We start from the raw sequence: 17,596 nt of genomic DNA on the forward strand, positions 1-17,596 counted from the left end.
AGGAGAAACAAAAATGGCTTTATTTGAATCATATGAGAGAAGAATTGATCAGATTAACGCAGTTCTTAATAAGTATGGTATCAGCTCTATCGAAGAAGCTGAGAAGATTACTAAGGACGCAGGTCTTGATGTATACGAGCAGGTAAAGAAGATTCAGCCTATCTGCTTCGAGAACGCTTGCTGGGCTTACACTGTAGGTGCTGCAATCGCTATTAAGAAGAATTGCCGCAAGGCTGCTGATGCAGCTGCAGCAATCGGAGAGGGACTTCAGTCTTTCTGTATTCCAGGTTCTGTTGCTGATCACCGTAAGGTAGGTCTTGGACATGGTAACCTTGGAAAGATGCTCCTTGAGGAGGAGACAGAGTGCTTCTGTTTCTTAGCAGGTCACGAGTCATTCGCTGCTGCTGAAGGTGCTATCGGTATCGCTGAGAAGGCTAACAAGGTTCGTCAGAAGCCTCTTAGAGTAATCCTTAACGGTCTTGGAAAGGATGCTGCTCAGATTATTTCTCGTATCAATGGTTTCACATTTGTTGAGACAAAGTACGATTACAAGGAAGCTAAGCTTAACATCGTATCAGAGAAGGCATACTCAAACGGTCTTCGTGCTACAGTTAAGTGCTACGGCGCTGATGATGTTCAGGAAGGTGTTGCTATCATGCATCATGAGAACGTAGGTGTATCTATCACAGGTAACTCTACAAACCCAACACGTTTCCAGCATCCAGTAGCTGGTACATACAAGAAGGAGTGCGTAGACCTCGGCAAGAAGTACTTCTCAGTTGCTTCAGGCGGTGGTACAGGACGTACACTTCACCCAGATAACATGGCAGCAGGTCCTGCTTCATACGGTATGACAGATACTCTTGGACGTATGCACTCAGATGCTCAGTTCGCTGGTTCATCTTCAGTTCCTGCACACGTTGAGATGATGGGTCTTATCGGTATGGGTAACAACCCAATGGTAGGCGCAACAGTTGCTGTTGCTGTTTCTGTAGAGGAAGCTGCTACTGCTGGAAAATTTTAATTAAGTCCTTGTTAATTTAAGAGTTCTTGGCTCGTCCAAGAGCTCTTTTTTTTATGTAAATTATGGCTCTAATCAGTTCCATAATGCCTAGTAATAGTGTAAAATTAAATAGCTGTGCAAAATATTTATTACTACAAGATTGGGGGCAATAATGGAAACCAAAAGCAAGTTTATTCATTCTATTAAGTTTCAAAATATTATCATGAGTGTTTTGATACTTTCTGCTTTAATTGCGGAGACTTTTATCGGGGGATATATAGTTATGACGATTGGTATTTTGCTTATTGCTGCCTCATTCATACTTACTCAGGTTAGAGTTAGTAAGAAAATCGTTAATATGTCCCAGGATATACAGGTGATTATTGACGATATTAATCAGGGAAAGGGAGATTTAACTACTAGAGTTGATTCGAAAAGCAAGACAGAGTTAGTTCTTATCGAAGATAAGGTCAATCATTTTTTATCTACCCTTCAAAATGTTATTAAGGATGTTAAGGTTGGAACTGATGTACTTCAGTCATCATCTGAGAGCATGGTTGGCAAGATTCAGAGCGCCAGCAACAACGTTACTAACACATCTGCAGCTATGCAGGAGCTTGTTGCATCTATGGAGACAATCACATTCTCTACTGTTGAGTTAGAAGACAAGCTTCGAGTTGCTAAAAAGGCTACAGCAGCAATTAGCGAAGAGTCAGTAAACGGTTCAAATAAGGCTAACGAAATCAAAGTTCAGGCCGATGAAATTAAGCGAGAAGCTAACAGCAAGAAAGCCAACACAGGTTCTAGAATCGAGGAGCTTTCATGTGTGCTTGAGGAATCTGTTAAAGAATCAGAGCAGGTTAATCAGATTAGCGATTTAACAAACGATATTCTTGATATTGCAAGCCAGACAAACTTACTTGCACTTAACGCTTCAATTGAGGCTGCCCGTGCTGGTGAAGCAGGTAGAGGCTTTGCAGTAGTAGCTGATGAAATCAGCAAGCTTGCTGCAAATTCTAGAGATACAGCTGGTAATATCCAGGATATTTCAGAAAAGGTTACTACAGCAGTTCAGGCTTTATCTGACAATGCAGTTCAGGTAATCCAGTTTATCAATGAAAATGTATTATGTGATTACGATGCATTTGTTGAGACAGGAGATAAGTTCGAGAATATAGCTACTGTAATTGAAGACTTACTTGGAGCATTCTCTGAAAAGACTAACAATCTTAATACCATTATGGACGAGATGTCAGCAAAGATTCTTACTATTGGTGACTCAATTCAGGAAAGTTCAATGGCTATCAATACTTCTGCAACAGCCACAACAGATATTGTTGGGGAAATCCAGGGAATTAATGCTGCTATGGATCAAAGCAATATTGTTACAAAGCAGCTTAATGAAAGCACAATGCAGTTTGAAGTAGTATAAATTTACAGCCTATTGTAGTGATAATCTGCAATAGGCTTGTTTTTTTATGAAGATACGTTTATAATTTACTTTAACACTTTTAATCACTAAAGTAACTGGAGGATGGACAGATGAAAAAGGAAATTTCAAAGCTTTTAGAAGTAAGGGAAAGCGTACGAGTAGTGGATGCTACACTTCGCGATGGAGGTTTGGTAAATGATTTTTATTTTACAGATGAATTTGCTAAAGCTCTTTATCTTACAAACGTAAAGGCTGGAGTTGACTATATGGAAATGGGCTATCGTGCTGATAAAGAGCAGTTCGATGAGAATTCTTTTGGCCCATGGAAGTTTTCATCTGATGAGTATATTAGAAAGATTGTTGGGGATAACAATACTGATTTGAAGCTTGCAATCATGGCAGATGTTGGCCGTTGCAATTACAAGGAGGATATTCATCCAAAGGCAGAAAGCCCTGTGGATCTTATTCGTGTTGCGACATATCTTCATCAGCTCCCAGGTGCGGTTCAGATGATTGAGGACGCATATAAGAAAGGCTATGAGACTACATGTAATATTATGGCTATTTCAACAGCGTCTATGGAGGATATTAAGTCTGCACTTGATATTGTATGTCAGACACCAATTTCATGTATTTATATTGTTGATAGCTATGGTTCATTATATCCAGAGCAAACAGAGCGAATTGCTGATATGTACTATGAAATTGCGTCTAAGTACGGCAAAAAGGTTGGAATGCATGCTCACGACAACCAGAAGCTTGCATTCGCAAATACGATAGAAGCTGTCGGTGACAATGTAGATTTCTTGGATGCCACATACTGCAGCATGGGACGTGGCGCGGGAAATTGCGCTATGGAGCTTCTTCTTGGATTCCTGAAGAACCCAAAATACAAGGAGAGATATGCTATCAAGTTTGTAGAGGACTATATGCTGCCATTAAAGGAGCAGGGCGTTGTTTGGGGATACGATATGCAGTATCTTACAACAGGTCTATTAAATCAACATCCTAGAACAGCTATCCAATTTACAAAAGAAGGTAGAAAGGATTACTTCGCTTTCTACCAGGAAATGCTTAATTTAGATTAAAGATTATTTAAAATTAATTTTGCAATATTAGCCCAGGTGTGATTCGCATTTGCGATATTAAATCCGCCTTGGGCTATTTTTTTCAGCTCATCTGGCTTGTCCAAATGACTATCTACCATAGAGGGAATTTCATCCATATGATTCAAATCATAGAATAGTATATTTTTGTCATGCTGATATTCTGAAAGCAGCAAAGTAGTAGGGTCGGTGAGAGAAACAGCGCCGTTTAGCTGACCTGAGAATACTCGGTCGTGACTGCCTGCTTTAAAATTTGGCATGATATTTACTGATATTTTAGCCTTTGAAAAAACAGTAAATGTAAGATTGAATGGAATCTCACGATGGAGAATGGCATGCTTTAAATCTAATTCTTCCCAAAGTGCACCAAAAATATGGAAGTTGTGACTGCATTTATCCAGCTCTAATACAAGATTCTTTCTGTTTATGCAGCGCACATAAGCATCTGCCAGATAGAAAGACTGAGTGTGTAAAGGAAGGTCGGAATTAATGTAGTCGTAGATTTCGTTTTTTGCCAAAGTTTCAACAGCGTCCTCTATTGTAAGGGTACTGTCTGCAAGCATCATATCAATCAATTCATATACGTTTTGTGCAAGGAAATCTGGAATCTTATGGATGGCAGCTTCAAGCCTGGTAGGGTCTGTATAAGTGCCAGATAAAAGAATATCGTATGGGCGCTCATTATAACCATCCCAGTTGATTGCTTCATTTCCGAAGGCTAATTCGCCAGTCATTGGTGTGACTGTAACTGATTTGATATGAGGATAGTATTTTAGAATGTAGTCTCGGTGCTTTGCATCTAGGCAGACTACATTGAAATTGCTAAGCTTATGCTTCAATGAATCGTGATGATATAGAGGGTGGTCTAGAATAACATCAAAAAAAGGCGCTTCTACATGATCTAGAAAATATGAATTGTCATCCATAAGTGCACGAGGCAAATCGGAATTGAAATCGATAAGTGCATCGTATTTTGTTCCTACATAGTTTTCTAAATCGTCTAAGGCGTCTTCGTCTACTTTAAAATATTCTACTGTATGTCCCATATCGGTGAGTGCTTTGCCTAAAGCGTCCCCGAAGTAAAGATAGGAATTATAGCATACAGTTTTCATCTCAAAAATTAAGAATTTCATATAGCCCCCTATAAGAATAGTTCACAAATATTTTATCATATTTAATTTCCACTATGTTATACTTTATGTAAACGTTAAAGGGGGAGAATATGATTAAAGCAGCAGCATATAATTGTGAGCCATTACAAAATCCGTTCATATTTGATGAAGTGTACAGCATGATCAGTCCCCAAAGACGAGAGCATGTTGACGAGGCTAAGACCTTAAAGGGCAAATGTGAGAGATTAGGCGCTGCCCATCTTTTAGAAAAACTTCTATGGGAAAATCACATTGAAAGACCATATGTCTATTCATCAACTTCTCAAGGAAAACCCATTTTTATACAGCCGAAAAACGTAGATTTTAGTATTTCGCATTCTAATTTTTTTGCAGTAGCGGCAATTTCAGATAAGCCTGTTGGAATTGATGTTGAGCGAATCCGTCCATACGATAGAGATTTAGTTGAACGCTTTTTTACAAAGGCTGATTTAGAGTACCTGGAATCATTAAAGAAAACCGAGGTAAACAAAAAATTTACTGAGGTTTGGACCTTTAAAGAAGCCACCTGCAAGATGATGGATAGACCGCTTATGCAGGTTCTTCAGTGGATTGATTTTAGTGAGTACTGTGATTTTGAAAAGGGAAATACTTACTGGACAAAGCAGGGATTTGAGTTCAGAGATTATTATATAACTTTATGTTATGAAGATAAGAGACAACCAATTCAAATGGGACTCTATAACCCATATGATGGAAAGTATTACTAAATTTACTAAATTCTGAAATCTTTTTGGTTGACATATAAATTGTTTGTGATAGAATTTGTAATAGTTTCGTACTTCAAAGCATTAAAGTGCAAACGAGATTATATTTTTAGGAGAGCATTATGGAGTCTAAAAAAGTTCTTTCTATTTTAGTAGAAAACACACCAGGTCTTACAAGCCGCATTTCAGGCTTATTTTCAAGAAGAGGATACAATATCGACAGTTTCTCAGCGGGCGTTACTGCAGATCCTAGATACACTCGAGTGACTATTGTTACACACGGTGATGAAATGATATTGGAACAGATTGAAAAGCAGGTGTCAAAACTTACAGAGGTTGTTGACCTCAAGGTTTTGGAGCATGGTAGCTCAGTAAAAAGAGAGCTTATGCTTGTTAAGATTTCTGTTAGAAATGACGAGAGACAGGATGTTCTCACAATCGTTGAGATTTTCAAGGGAAAGGTTGTAGATGTTACTCATGATTCAATGATTCTTGAGCTTACAGGCAACCAGGACAAATTGGAAGCATTTTTAGATATGCTTGGAGACTACGACATCTTAGAGCTCGCTCGTACCGGTCTTACTGGTCTTAGCCGTGGCTCAGAGGATGTAGTTATATTATAAGGAGGATAAAAGAATGTCACAGGAAGCAAAGATTTATTACCAAGAAGATTGTAATCTCTCATTATTGAAGGGTAAGACAATAGCTATTATTGGTTATGGTAGCCAGGGTCACGCACACGCTCTTAACCTTAAGGAAAGCGGATGCGACGTCATTATTGGTCTTTACGAAGGTTCAAAGTCTTGGGCAAAGGCTGAGAAGCAGGGCCTTACAGTATATACAGCAGCAGAGGCTGCAAAGAAAGCTGATATCATTATGATTCTTATCAACGATGAGAAGCAGGCTGATATGTACAAGGCTGATATCGAGCCAAACCTTGAGGCTGGCAACATGCTTATGTTTGCTCATGGTTTCAACATTCACTTTGGTTGCATCAAGCCACCAGCAGATGTTGATGTTACTATGATTGCACCTAAGGCTCCAGGTCACACAGTACGTTCTGAGTACCAGGCAGGTAAGGGAACTCCTTGTCTTGTTGCTGTATATCAGGATGCTACAGGAAAGGCTCTTGATCTTGCACTTGCTTATGGTGCTGGTATCGGTGGAGCTCGTGCTGGTATTCTTGAGACAACATTCAGAACAGAGACAGAGACAGACCTCTTTGGTGAGCAGGCAGTACTTTGTGGTGGTGTTTGTGCTCTTATGCAGGCTGGTTTCGAGACTCTTGTTGAGGCTGGATACGATCCAAGAAATGCATACTTCGAGTGTGTACACGAAATGAAGCTTATCGTTGATCTTATCTACCAGTCAGGCTTTGCTGGAATGAGATATTCTATTTCAAATACAGCTGAGTATGGTGATTACATCACTGGACCAAAGATTGTTACAGAAGATACAAAGAAGGCAATGAAGCAGATCCTTTCTGATATTCAGGATGGTACATTTGCTAAGGAATTCCTTCTTGATATGTCACCAGCTGGTCGCCAGGTTCACTTCCAGGCAATGAGAAAGCTTGCTGCTGAGCATCCAGCAGAAAAAGTTGGTGAGCAGATTCGTAGCCTTTACTCATGGAACAATGAGGAAGACAAGTTCATCAACAACTAATATAAAAAATAAACCGCGAGGCCTAAGCCTCGCGGAAGTTTTTATTATGAAAGAATTTATACAGATGAGATGATATCTTGATTTCGGTGTAGATGTCGGCATATTCACGAGGGGAATATTCAGATATAAAGTTGGTAGGAAAAGCTTTTTTCATACCGCGGGCTTTGCATAAATCTACAGCCTTGTTGTAGGCTATAGCAGCTTTTGCTTCGCTATTATAACGGCCGACTATAAAATCACCATTAAGATGAATCTTAGCTGCATAGATTACCTTTCCAGCCTTTTCCTCACGGTATACGCCGTGATATTTATTTACAACTATAATGTTTGAATATCTGAAATCAGTTTCGTCGCCATTGGCGAAGAGAAAGTCCTTACCTTTTACGCTGTAAGGTTTGATGCCATAACGGCCAAGAATGTTGTACTGCATTCCGTAATCACTGACAAACATGTGGCCTCCGCGATACTGAATCTTATGACTTGAATAGTAGAAGAGGTCATCATTGTCGAATTTCAAGATAGTTGTTTTATCTAAATAATATAGAAAATAATTTCTCTGAAGATATATTGGAGTTTTAATATAAATATGGTTGTCTCTAAAATTTATTAGAGTGATGCACTTATCAAATGGAAGCTCTTTGATTTTGTTTTGCAAATTTAAGATAGTGATATCTTCATTTTTGATAATGCTCCAAGCCTCATTGTAAGCTTTGTTGCATTTAGCTTCTGTAGAAAAGCTGCCGATGCTGATGTGTTTTCCATTGTAAGTGATATTGCCACGATAATAGACTGTTCCGTCTTTTTTAGTGGCCTGATATACGCCAGGTTTCATATAGAATCCTCCTATGCATATTATTTTACACTTTTGAGAAGAAAAATGTTTAAAAAATTGGTGAAATAAAGGGATAAAATGAATTTGAAAAAAACTAATTCTAATTTAACAGTTTTTAGAGAAGGAGTAAGAGATGGGGTTCCTATTGGATTAGGATATTTTGCTGTTGCATTTTCTCTTGGAATTCTGGCTAGAACAGCACATTTTACTCCATTGCAGGGGTTTATTAATTCCTTTTTAAATCGAGCTAGCGCAGGTGAATATGCCGTATATACGGTAGTGGCTGCTGGAGCTGGTTTTGTGGAAATGGCTATTATGACCTTGGTTGTCAATGCCAGATATCTACTGATGTCTACGGCTTTAAGTCAAAAGTTTGACCCTAAAACCCCTTTGATTCATAGAATGCTAGTGGGATTTAGTGTTACTGATGAAATATTTGCCATAACCATTAACAGACCTGGCTTCATCAATCCAATTTATAATTATGGGGCTTGTGCTATAGCTGTTCCTTGTTGGGCTCTTGGTACTTCATGTGGGATTGTGGCAGGAGAGCTGATGCCTCTTAGAGTTGTGAGCGCATTTTCTGTTGCTTTGTATGGAATGTTTTTAGCTTGCATTATGCCGGAAGCCAGAAAGCACAGAATAGTGGCAGTGTTAATTATAATAAGCTTTGTTCTCAGCTATTTAGCATCTAGATTAGAAGTTTTTGCATCAATATCAGCTGGAACAAAAACTATTATTCTTACTGTTGTAATTGCTGCTATAGCTGCAATACTATTTCCACATCCTATGGAGGAAGACGATGACTAGAACTTATATTTATATATTGGTGGCAGCATTTGTCAGTACGTTTATACGTATTTTGCCGGTCACTGTTTTTAGAAAGCAGATTAAGAATCGATTTATTCGTTCGTTTTTATATTACGTTCCATATGTAACTCTTGCAGTTATGACATTTCCTGCTATCATCGATGCAACACAGGTGAAGCTCGCTGGAATAATTGCATTGATTGTGGGAGTTGTAGCGGCTTGGTTTAATCAAAGCCTATTTAAAGTAGCAGCACTTTGTTGCGCGGTTGTATTCGTATGTGAATTGGTATTAGCTTAAAATAAAGAATTTGTATTATAAGAAAACAAGCCTTAGTGCTTGTTTTTCTTATTTTGTACAATTTGTAGTGTAGAATTTCAAAGGTTATAAATAGAATTTTCTATTTTAAACAAAAAAAGTTACTGTTAATATCTATTTATAGTTAAAAACGACAACAAAGTTGTCAAGAAAACACAGGAGGAGAAGGTAAAATGAAAAAACGTGTTCTAGGTTTAATGATGACAGCCGCTCTTGCAATGGGGTTATTTGCAGGATGTGGCCCTGCAGACACAGGCGCTGATCCAGCTGCTACAACTGACACAGCAACAGAATCTTCTGATTCTTCAACACCTGCAGCTTCAAACGGAAAGAGAGTTGCAGTTGCAATGCCTACTCAGTCTTCAGAGAGATGGATTAACGATGGTAGCAACATGAAAGAGAAGCTTGAGGCTCTCGGATATGAAGTTGATCTTCAGTATGCTGAGGATGACGTTCAGGCTCAGGTATCTCAGATTGAGAACATGATCGCTGCTGGCGCTGATTGTTTAGTAATCGCTGCAGTTGACTCATCAGCTCTTGTAAACGTAGAAGAGCAGGCTAAGGAAGCAGGTATTCCTATCATCGCTTATGACCGTCTTCTTATGGACACAGACGCTGTAAGCTACTATGCAACATTCGATAACAAGGGTGTTGGTACAGCAATTGGTAAGTACATCGAAGAGTCAAAGGATTTGGCTAACACAGATGAGACTTATACAATCGAGTTCTTCATGGGATCTCCAGATGATAACAACGCTGTAATGCTTTACAACGGACTTATGGAAGTTCTTCAGCCATACCTTGATGACGGTACATTAGTATGTAAGTCAGGTAGAACATCATTTGATGATACATGTATCCTCAGATGGTCTCAGGAAACAGCACAGCAGAACTGTGAAAACTACTTAACAGGTTTCTATGCTGATGAAAAGCTTGATATCTGTGCAACAGCTTTTGATGGTTTTGCATATGGATGTAAGGCAGCTCTTGAAGGAGCAGGCTACACAGTTGGTGAAGATTGGCCACTTATCACAGGTCAGGATGCTGAGCTTATGGCTACAAAGAACATCATCGCTGGATCACAGACAATGTCAATCTACAAAGACACACGTCTTCTTGCTGACAAGTGCGTAACAATGGTTCAGGCAGTTCTTGAAGGCTCAGAGCCAGAAATCAACGACACAGAGCAGTACAACAATGGAAAGATTACAGTTCCTTCATACCTTTGCACACCAGTTGCAGTAGATAAGGACAACTACAAAGAAATCATTGTTGACGGTGGCTACTACACAGAGGAGCAGTTAGCTGAATAGTAATTAATGTATTAATTGTAGTGGCGGCTTAGTCTTAAGTCGCCATTACTTTTAAGAAGGAGAAGAATATGTCAGATTACATCTTGGAAATGAAGCATATTGTAAAAGAGTTTTCTGGAGTTAAAGCCCTTGATGATGTTAATCTGCAGGTTAAAAAGGGAGAGATTCATGCTCTTTGTGGGGAAAATGGTGCTGGAAAATCTACTCTGATGAATGTTTTATCAGGAGTTTATCCATACGGCTCATATGAGGGAGATGTTGAATATCACGGCGAAATCTGCAAATTCCATAACTTAAGAGATTCAGAGGCGAAAGGAATCGTTATTATCCATCAGGAGCTTGCTCTTAGCCCACTTCTTTCAATTGCTGAAAATGTTTTTCTAGGTAACGAACAGCTTAAAATGAAGGGCGTAATTGATTGGACAAAGACAAGACAAAAAGCCCAGGAAATGTTAGCTAGAGTTGGTCTTGAAAATGAAAATGTCAATGCCCCAGTAAATTCACTTGGTGTTGGTAAACAGCAGCTTATTGAAATTGCAAAGGCAATGGCAAAAAAGGTTGAGCTTCTTATTTTGGATGAGCCTACAGCGGCTTTGAATGATGAGGAGTCAAAGAAGCTTCTTGATATCATGTTTGAATTAAAGAAGCAGGGTATTACATGTATTATTATTTCTCATAAATTGAACGAGATTAGCTATGTTGCTGATGCCGTTACAATTATCAGAGATGGTAAGACAATCGAAACACTTGTTAAGGGTGTAGATGATTTCTCTGAGGATAGAGTTATTAAGGCTATGGTTGGTCGTGAAATGACTAATCGTTATCCTGAAAGAGAAGGTGTCACTATTGGTGATACAATCTTTGAGGTTAAGAATTGGAATGTATATCATCCTGATGATCCAGAACGTCAGGTACTTAAAGACATTAATATCGAAGTTAAAGCTGGTGAGGTTGTTGGCCTGGCCGGTCTGATGGGAGCAGGCCGTACCGAATTTGCCATGAGTGTATTCGGTCATAGCTATGGTCAGAAAATCTCAGGAACTGTAAAAATAAATGGAAAGGAAGTTCATTTAAATACAGTCAAGGATGCTATTGATAACAAGCTTGCGTATGTAACTGAGGATAGAAAGACAAATGGTCTTATTCTTATTGGCGATGTCAAAGAGAATATGACAATTGCGGCTCGTCCTAAGTTCTTCTCAAAGCATGGTGTTATTAATGGGAACGAGGAAATCCTTGCGGCTGAAGAATATAAAAAGAAAATTAACGTAAAATCGAATTCCATCAATCAGGTTGTTGGATCACTTTCAGGTGGTAACCAGCAGAAGGTTGTTCTTGCTAAATGGATGCTTACACAACCGGATGTATTGATTTTGGATGAGCCAACTCGTGGTATCGATGTTGGTGCTAAATACGAAATTTACTGTATTATCAACGATTTAGCAAAGGCTGGAAAAGCAGTCATTGTTATTTCTTCTGAAATGCCTGAAATTATTGGTACCTGTGACCGTATTTACGTTATCAATGAGGGCGAGATTGCGGGAGAGCTTTCTAGTGCAGAAGTATCTCAAGAAAAAATCATGCAGTGTGTAATGGCACATAATAGAAAGGATGATGGAAATGAAAAATAAAAAAGCTAGTCTTGATATGAAACAATACGGCATGTTCATTGCCCTTATTGTTATTTATTTGATATTTGCCCTTCTTACTGGTGGCAAAAACCTTACACCAATGAACATCAACAACCTGGTTATGCAAAATGGTTACGTTGTTATCCTTGCAATCGGTATGTTGCTTTGCGTATTAACTGGTAACGTTGACCTTGGTGTTGGTTCTGTAGTTGCATTGTGTGGTGCCACAGCCGGTATCATGATGATGGATTATAAGATGAATATGTGGGTCGCAATTATTGCAGCACTTGCTATCGGTCTTTTAGTTGGTATGTTTGCTGGATTCTTCATTGCATATTTGAGCATCCCACCATTTGTAGTTACCCTTGCTACAATGCTTATGGGTAGAGGATTAACATACACACTTTTACAGGCTCAGACAAAAGGTCCTCTTCCTTCAAATTACAACTTCATCGGTGCAGGCTTCCTTCCTACATATAAAATATTCTTTGGTGATGGTATTCTTGATTTGGTTTCAATTGCTGTTGCACTTATTGCATCTGTAGCTCTTATTTGGAACGAAATCAGAGGAATCAAGACAAAGAAGAAATATAACTTTGTTCTTACTCCTACATGGCAGACAGTTACAAAGCTTGTAATCGAGCTGTTTATCATTTGGTTCTTCTTCTATAAGCTTGCTCGTTACAACGGACTTCCATTCGTACTTCTTATCATGGTTGTACTTATCGGAATATACGCATTTGTTACAACAAAGACTGTTGCAGGTCGCCAGATTTATGCATTAGGTGGCAACAGAAAAGCAGCAAACCTTTCAGGTATCGATACAAATAAGGTATTCTTCTGGGTATACACAAACATGGGCGTTCTTGCAGCTATCGCAGGTATCGTTCTTTCAGCTAGAAACGGATCATCAACTCCAAAGGCTGGTGATGGTTTCGAGATGGATGCTATTGCATCTTGCTACATCGGTGGTGCTGCCGTAGCTGGTGGTTCTGGTTCTATCCTTGGTGCAGTTGTTGGTGCCTTTGTTATGGGTGTTCTTAACAACGGTATGTCACTTTTTGGATGGTCAACAGATATCCAGAAAATCGTAAAGGGTGCTGTACTTCTTGGCGCTGTTACTGTAGACGTTCTTTCTAAGCGTAAAAAGAACTAAACTCTAAATATAAGCTACAAAAGGGATGCCCTAGGGCATCCTTTTTTGTTATAATCATAGATAACGATGGGGGTCGTTATTTATAGGGAGAGGTTTTTATGTATAATGTTATGTTAGTTGATGATGAGGAGGAAGTCCGCATCGCCATCGAAAAAAAGATTAATTGGCAGGATTTGGGGTTTAATGTGGTTGCCACAGCTGAAAATGGTCAGGATGCTTTGGAGAGAGCACTTGAGGCGCAGCCGGATGTGGTTATGACTGATATTAATATGCCTTTCATGAATGGCCTTGAGTTTTCAAAGCAGTTAAAGGCTGAGCTTCCTGCAACAAAATTCGTTATTTTCTCTGGCTATGATGAGTTTGAGTACGCCAAGGAAGCAATCGAGCTTTCAGCAGAGGAATATATTTTAAAGCCTATTGATGCAGATGAGCTGCATTCTATTTTTACTCGTCTTAAACACACCTTGGACGAGGAGTTTGACAAGAGGCGCAATCTTCAAAATCTTGAAAAATACTATCAGGAGAGCTTCCCATTATTTAGGGAGCAGTTTCTTATTGGCCTTATTGAGGGGCATATTGAGGTCGATAGGATAGCTGAGATAGCGTCTGATTACGGAGAAGATATTAAGGGGAATTTCTATGCCGTCGGCATAATCAAATTATCCTTTGAAAACAGTGAACAATTTAATACAACCGATAGAAAGCTTTTTTCTGTTTCTTTGAATCAGCTTGCAAAGGAAACATTAAAGGATTATGGAAATTATCATTGCTTAAATTACCTGGGCAATGTTATTGTGCTGGGCTGCTTTGAGAAAGAAGATGAGTACGAGGAGTTTGTATCTAATCTGGATATGATTTGTAAGCTATCAGCCAAGCTTATAGAGGTGCCTACTACTGCAGGTGTAGGAACAATGGTTAACGATTTAAAGGATTTGTTTAGTTCATTCAAATCAGCCAGGGAGGCTACTGCCTATAGAAAGCTTTTCGATGAAAACCAGGCATTTTCAATTATGGATGTGGAACCAGACAAGACAGAAATCAATCTGTTTGAAAATGATAACGTAAATACGATACTTAAGCTTATCAAGATTGGCTCTACTGATGAATTGAACGGAGCTATTCATGAATTCTTTTCTAACTTTAGTGAAAAAGGAATTGGCTTGTACCAGATGAAGATTTCTATTTTGGAGGCTTATTTTGAGGTCCTTAAGCTTGCAAAGAACTATGATATTTCAGGCTCATCAATTGATGGTAATGACGGAGATATTTTTGAGTTTTTGGACAACATCGATTCAATACAGGAAGTAGAAAAGTGGTTTTTAGATAAGTGCTTCTTCATCCAAAAGGAAATCAAAAAGAGTCGAATGGACTCCACGGAAGTGCTTGTAGATAAAGCGAAGGAATATATCAAGGAGCATTTTAAGGATTCAGATTTGTCGGTAGATAAAGTTTGCTCAAACCTTAATGTAAGCGCTAATTATTTTTCTGCTGTATTTAAGAAAAACACAGGGGAAAGCTTTGTATCATATTTAACTGATATTAGGTTGAAAAAGGCAGTGGAGTTGCTTGAAACTACAGATGAAAAGGCCTATGTAATTGCTGGTCTTGTAGGCTACGATGAGCCAAATTATTTCAGCTATGTATTTAAAAAGGCTTATGGCATATCACCATCAAAGTATAGACAGCAAAGGGAAAGCTAATGAAACTTTTTGATTTTCAAAATCAATTTCATAGATTGCGTCGTGCTTCCAAGCGAAGAAGCATTCAGCTTGTTATTTCTATTTCCTTCACGCTGGTTGCCATAATCAGTATGAGCTTTATGGCCATGGCCTTTTATACAAACTATATCAATACATCCAGACAGAATGCTATTGATAACGATGAGAAGATAGTAGAGCAGATAAGCTGGAATCTTAATTCGTATTTACGTAATATGATGGGCGTTTCAAATAGTATGTACTACAGCGTAATCAAAAATCTGGATTTGACTAGCGATAGTATGACTAAAGAAATGGATATCCTGTACGAGGCGAATAAGGATGATCTTATCAGCATCGCCTGCATTTCTCAGGATGGAGCATTGATTTCTGCAGCGCCAATCGCCACCAGAAAAACTGGGGTGGATTTTACGGAGCAGTCCTGGTTTAGCGATACTGAAGAAGAGAAAGTGGAGAATTTTCATTTTTCTGCGCCACATGTACAAAACATGTTTGAAAGCGATAATTATCGATATTATTGGGTAGTTTCTCTTACCCGTAGCATCGATTTAAATTACATGGGTTACATCAGGCGAGGAATCCTTTTGGTAGACATGAACTATTCTGCAATAGAGCAGATGTTTATGATGGCCAATGAGTCTGGTGAGGGCTATGTCTATCTGATAGATTCAAATGGAGAGATTATCTATCATCCTGCTCAAAAGGCATTATACTCAGGTCTTGCTAAGGAAAACAATATTGTGGCAGCTGGCTATGATGATGGAAACTATATCGAGACATTTGAAGGAAATGAAAGAGCGGTTATCGTAAAAACGGTAGGCTATACAGGTTGGAAAATAGTATCAGTAACACCTGTTAAGGAGCTGATCGGTGAAAGCTTCCAGCTGCGTGTATTCATGCTTATCATACTTACAATAACTATTTTTATGATTCTTTTTGGAAACCTTTTTATTGCAAGAGTGGTTACTGATCCAATAAAGAAGCTTGAAGATTCCATTGGCGTTATTGATGCAGGTATGCTTGATGAAGATGTGATTTTTATCGGTGGTACTCATGAAATCAGGCATTTGGGCCGCACCATAAAATCTTTGGTAGTACAGATGAGGACAATGATGGAAGAAAGCGTTGCGGAGCAAAAAGAAAAACGTAAATCCGAATTGAATGCTCTACAGGCTCAGATAAATCCACATTTCCTTTATAATACCTTGGATTCTGTTGTTTGGATGATTGAATCGGAGAAATATCCAGAGGCTATTTCTATGATTACAAGCCTGGCATCCCTGTTTAGAATCAGTCTTAGCAAGGGCAACAACATAATTACAATCAGAGATGAGATTACCCATGCAAAGAATTATTTAGCCATCCAGAAGGTGCGCTATAAAAACAAATTTGAAGCCAATATCGACGTTGATCCTGGGATAGAGGATTGCATTACTATCAAGCTTATTATTCAGCCTCTTATCGAAAATGCCATTTATCATGCTGTAGGGGATTTGTATGATGAAGGCGTAATCGATATAAAAGGCTATGAAAAAGACGGAGATATTTATATCGAGGTTAAGGATAATGGAATGGGAATTCCTCCTGAGAAACTAAAGGATTTGCTTAAGGAAAAGGGTAAATCTCAAGGCAAAGGCTCTGGTATCGGATTGTGGAATATCAATCAGCGTATCAACCTGTATTTTAAGGAGGACTATGGACTGAAAATCGAAAGCGAATTGGATGTAGGAACTACTGCCATAATTCATTTGCCAAAGATTTCCTACCAGGAATATATGGGAGGTGATGGAAATGAGAAGAAATAGATTCTTTATCGGCATGTTCCTTGTGCTTATCCTATTGATTATTGTTGAGTTTTATGTTTACGCCAACTCTAGCGTATTTGAGGGGGAGGATGAGCGTATTTCATTTGTTGTTACAGGAGACAATCTGGATGACTGGGAAACATTAAAATCTGGTGCTGAAACTGCTGCGCTGGACAACAAGTGTCAGGTTACTTTTTTGAATAGCCCTGCATCTGCTGGAGTGGAAGGAGAAATTGAGCTAATCAATAGACAGATATACGAGGGGGCTGAATATGTTTATGTTGCCTCAGGCTTTTATGATGAGTTGTACACTTATATCAAAGAACAAGGTCTGAAAAGCAAAGTTAGATTTGTAAAGAATGGAAATTGTGATGATGACAAATATTCTATCATAGCTGATGACTATTCTATGGGAAAAGATTACGGTAAATATATAATCGACGATGGTTTTTCAGGTTCCTTGTATGTTATGTATAACTCTGATTCTGTAAATAACATTAATTTTATCAAAGGACTGGAGGAATCATTAGAGGGCTCAGATGTCTATTTGAAAAGGGAACTTGTTACTATGGATGACAGTTCTCTGATAAACCATATTTACAACATTTACAGATCTGGATTGTATAGCGGAATGATTTTGTTGGACGCCAATGTGCTTGATTGTGCAATGTCATTGGGGATTGATCAAAAATCTGGCTTTGCAATTTATGGAGTTGATGACAGACAGGCTGCAGTTTATTACCTTGATAGCGGTTCTATTCAGGCACTTGCTTGTAAGGACGATTATACAATGGGGTATTTGGCAGTTAAGGCTGTACTTGATAATGGAGATAAGGTTTCAGATGAAGGCGTTCCTCTTTATTACATAATTAATAAAGAGCAGATTTATTCAGAGGAGTATGAAAAAATTCTATTTCCATTTGTTAAATAAGA

General features: G+C 38.6%; 16 protein-coding genes. 14 read left to right on the top strand and 2 right to left on the bottom strand.

The annotated features are described in order from the left end of the window. Positions 1-13: 13 nt before the first annotated feature. From BMY66_RS00960 to BMY66_RS00970, 3 genes are all read left to right on the top strand, one after another. On the top strand, positions 14-1,024 hold the full coding sequence (locus BMY66_RS00960) for a GGGtGRT protein (RefSeq protein WP_074789019.1): 1,011 nt from the start codon (positions 14-16) through the stop codon (positions 1,022-1,024). A 151-nt stretch (positions 1,025-1,175) separates the two neighbouring features. Then, positions 1,176-2,435, top strand: coding sequence for a methyl-accepting chemotaxis protein (locus tag BMY66_RS00965; RefSeq protein WP_090393857.1), 1,260 nt, complete (start codon positions 1,176-1,178; stop codon positions 2,433-2,435). Between the two features lie 110 nt (positions 2,436-2,545). After that, complete coding sequence (locus tag BMY66_RS00970; protein WP_074789017.1) at positions 2,546-3,523, top strand: aldolase catalytic domain-containing protein; 978 nt, start codon at positions 2,546-2,548, stop codon at positions 3,521-3,523. Here BMY66_RS00970 and BMY66_RS00975 read toward each other — a convergent pair. Next, complete coding sequence (locus tag BMY66_RS00975) at positions 3,520-4,674, bottom strand: glycosyltransferase (protein ID WP_090393858.1); 1,155 nt, start codon at positions 4,672-4,674, stop codon at positions 3,520-3,522. The two genes, BMY66_RS00970 and BMY66_RS00975, sit on opposite strands and share 4 nt — an antisense overlap. Before the next feature lie 89 nt (positions 4,675-4,763). Between BMY66_RS00975 and BMY66_RS00980 the strand changes: the two genes are divergently transcribed. The 3 genes from BMY66_RS00980 to ilvC all read left to right on the top strand — a co-directional run bounded on the left by BMY66_RS00980 (position 4,764) and on the right by ilvC (position 7,082). Next, on the top strand, positions 4,764-5,420 hold the full coding sequence (locus BMY66_RS00980; RefSeq protein ID WP_090393859.1) for a 4'-phosphopantetheinyl transferase family protein: 657 nt from the start codon (positions 4,764-4,766) through the stop codon (positions 5,418-5,420). A gap of 119 nt (positions 5,421-5,539) precedes the next feature. Continuing rightward, on the top strand, positions 5,540-6,040 hold the full coding sequence (ilvN, locus tag BMY66_RS00985) for an acetolactate synthase small subunit (protein ID WP_044934754.1): 501 nt from the start codon (positions 5,540-5,542) through the stop codon (positions 6,038-6,040). 13 nt (positions 6,041-6,053) lie between these two features. Then, positions 6,054-7,082, top strand: a complete 1,029-nt coding sequence (gene ilvC, locus BMY66_RS00990) for a ketol-acid reductoisomerase (RefSeq protein ID WP_028236037.1) — start codon at positions 6,054-6,056, stop codon at positions 7,080-7,082. A 22-nt stretch (positions 7,083-7,104) separates the two neighbouring features. Here the strand turns inward: ilvC and BMY66_RS00995 are convergent, their stop codons facing one another. Then, the gene (locus BMY66_RS00995; RefSeq protein WP_044934752.1) at positions 7,105-7,914 is read right to left on the bottom strand and encodes a hypothetical protein; all 810 of its coding nucleotides are present in this window, start codon (positions 7,912-7,914) and stop codon (positions 7,105-7,107) included. Between the two features lie 78 nt (positions 7,915-7,992). On the opposite strand from BMY66_RS00995, the gene BMY66_RS01000 reads away from it, so the two are divergent. From BMY66_RS01000 to BMY66_RS01035, 8 genes are all read left to right on the top strand, one after another. Continuing rightward, a complete protein-coding gene (locus tag BMY66_RS01000) occupies positions 7,993-8,724 on the top strand; it encodes an AzlC family ABC transporter permease (RefSeq protein ID WP_090393860.1) in 732 nt (243 codons plus the stop codon). Further along, positions 8,717-9,022, top strand: a complete 306-nt coding sequence (locus tag BMY66_RS01005; RefSeq protein ID WP_090393861.1) for an AzlD domain-containing protein — start codon at positions 8,717-8,719, stop codon at positions 9,020-9,022. The genes BMY66_RS01000 and BMY66_RS01005 overlap by 8 nt, the downstream gene beginning before the upstream one ends. Before the next feature lie 191 nt (positions 9,023-9,213). After that, the gene (gene chvE / locus BMY66_RS01010) at positions 9,214-10,353 is read left to right on the top strand and encodes a multiple monosaccharide ABC transporter substrate-binding protein (RefSeq protein WP_090393862.1); all 1,140 of its coding nucleotides are present in this window, start codon (positions 9,214-9,216) and stop codon (positions 10,351-10,353) included. Between the two features lie 68 nt (positions 10,354-10,421). Beyond that, positions 10,422-11,984, top strand: coding sequence for a multiple monosaccharide ABC transporter ATP-binding protein (gene mmsA / locus BMY66_RS01015; RefSeq protein WP_090393863.1), 1,563 nt, complete (start codon positions 10,422-10,424; stop codon positions 11,982-11,984). After that, entirely contained in the window at positions 11,974-13,140 is a 1,167-nt protein-coding gene (gene mmsB, locus BMY66_RS01020) for a multiple monosaccharide ABC transporter permease (RefSeq protein ID WP_090393864.1), read from the top strand. The genes mmsA and mmsB overlap by 11 nt, the downstream gene beginning before the upstream one ends. A gap of 98 nt (positions 13,141-13,238) precedes the next feature. Next, complete coding sequence (locus tag BMY66_RS01025; RefSeq protein WP_090393865.1) at positions 13,239-14,840, top strand: response regulator; 1,602 nt, start codon at positions 13,239-13,241, stop codon at positions 14,838-14,840. Next, a complete protein-coding gene (locus tag BMY66_RS01030) occupies positions 14,840-16,663 on the top strand; it encodes a sensor histidine kinase (protein ID WP_090393866.1) in 1,824 nt (607 codons plus the stop codon). Before BMY66_RS01025 ends, BMY66_RS01030 begins: the two co-directional genes overlap by 1 nt. After that, positions 16,650-17,594: a substrate-binding domain-containing protein gene (locus BMY66_RS01035; protein WP_177175550.1), complete on the top strand. Its 945-nt coding sequence runs from the start codon at positions 16,650-16,652 to the stop codon at positions 17,592-17,594. Before BMY66_RS01030 ends, BMY66_RS01035 begins: the two co-directional genes overlap by 14 nt. Positions 17,595-17,596 lie beyond the last annotated feature (2 nt).

It is taken from the genome of Pseudobutyrivibrio sp. C4 (assembly GCF_900111635.1).
GTDB classification, from domain to species: Bacteria; Bacillota; Clostridia; order Lachnospirales; family Lachnospiraceae; genus Pseudobutyrivibrio; species Pseudobutyrivibrio ruminis.

Bases quoted from the DNA above. Each gene is read 5' to 3' on its own strand.
- BMY66_RS00960 (WP_074789019.1), top strand. From the start codon at position 14: ATGGCTTTATTTGAATCATATGAGAGAAGAATTGATCAGATTAACGCA.
- BMY66_RS00965 (WP_090393857.1), top strand. From the start codon at position 1,176: ATGGAAACCAAAAGCAAGTTTATTCATTCTATTAAGTTTCAAAATATT.
- BMY66_RS00970 (WP_074789017.1), top strand. From the start codon at position 2,546: ATGAAAAAGGAAATTTCAAAGCTTTTAGAAGTAAGGGAAAGCGTACGA.
- BMY66_RS00975 (WP_090393858.1), bottom strand. From the start codon at position 4,674: ATGAAATTCTTAATTTTTGAGATGAAAACTGTATGCTATAATTCCTAT.
- BMY66_RS00980 (WP_090393859.1), top strand. From the start codon at position 4,764: ATGATTAAAGCAGCAGCATATAATTGTGAGCCATTACAAAATCCGTTC.
- ilvN (WP_044934754.1), top strand. From the start codon at position 5,540: ATGGAGTCTAAAAAAGTTCTTTCTATTTTAGTAGAAAACACACCAGGT.
- ilvC (WP_028236037.1), top strand. From the start codon at position 6,054: ATGTCACAGGAAGCAAAGATTTATTACCAAGAAGATTGTAATCTCTCA.
- BMY66_RS00995 (WP_044934752.1), bottom strand. From the start codon at position 7,914: ATGAAACCTGGCGTATATCAGGCCACTAAAAAAGACGGAACAGTCTAT.
- BMY66_RS01000 (WP_090393860.1), top strand. From the start codon at position 7,993: ATGAATTTGAAAAAAACTAATTCTAATTTAACAGTTTTTAGAGAAGGA.
- BMY66_RS01005 (WP_090393861.1), top strand. From the start codon at position 8,717: ATGACTAGAACTTATATTTATATATTGGTGGCAGCATTTGTCAGTACG.
- chvE (WP_090393862.1), top strand. From the start codon at position 9,214: ATGAAAAAACGTGTTCTAGGTTTAATGATGACAGCCGCTCTTGCAATG.
- mmsA (WP_090393863.1), top strand. From the start codon at position 10,422: ATGTCAGATTACATCTTGGAAATGAAGCATATTGTAAAAGAGTTTTCT.
- mmsB (WP_090393864.1), top strand. From the start codon at position 11,974: ATGAAAAATAAAAAAGCTAGTCTTGATATGAAACAATACGGCATGTTC.
- BMY66_RS01025 (WP_090393865.1), top strand. From the start codon at position 13,239: ATGTATAATGTTATGTTAGTTGATGATGAGGAGGAAGTCCGCATCGCC.
- BMY66_RS01030 (WP_090393866.1), top strand. From the start codon at position 14,840: ATGAAACTTTTTGATTTTCAAAATCAATTTCATAGATTGCGTCGTGCT.
- BMY66_RS01035 (WP_177175550.1), top strand. From the start codon at position 16,650: ATGAGAAGAAATAGATTCTTTATCGGCATGTTCCTTGTGCTTATCCTA.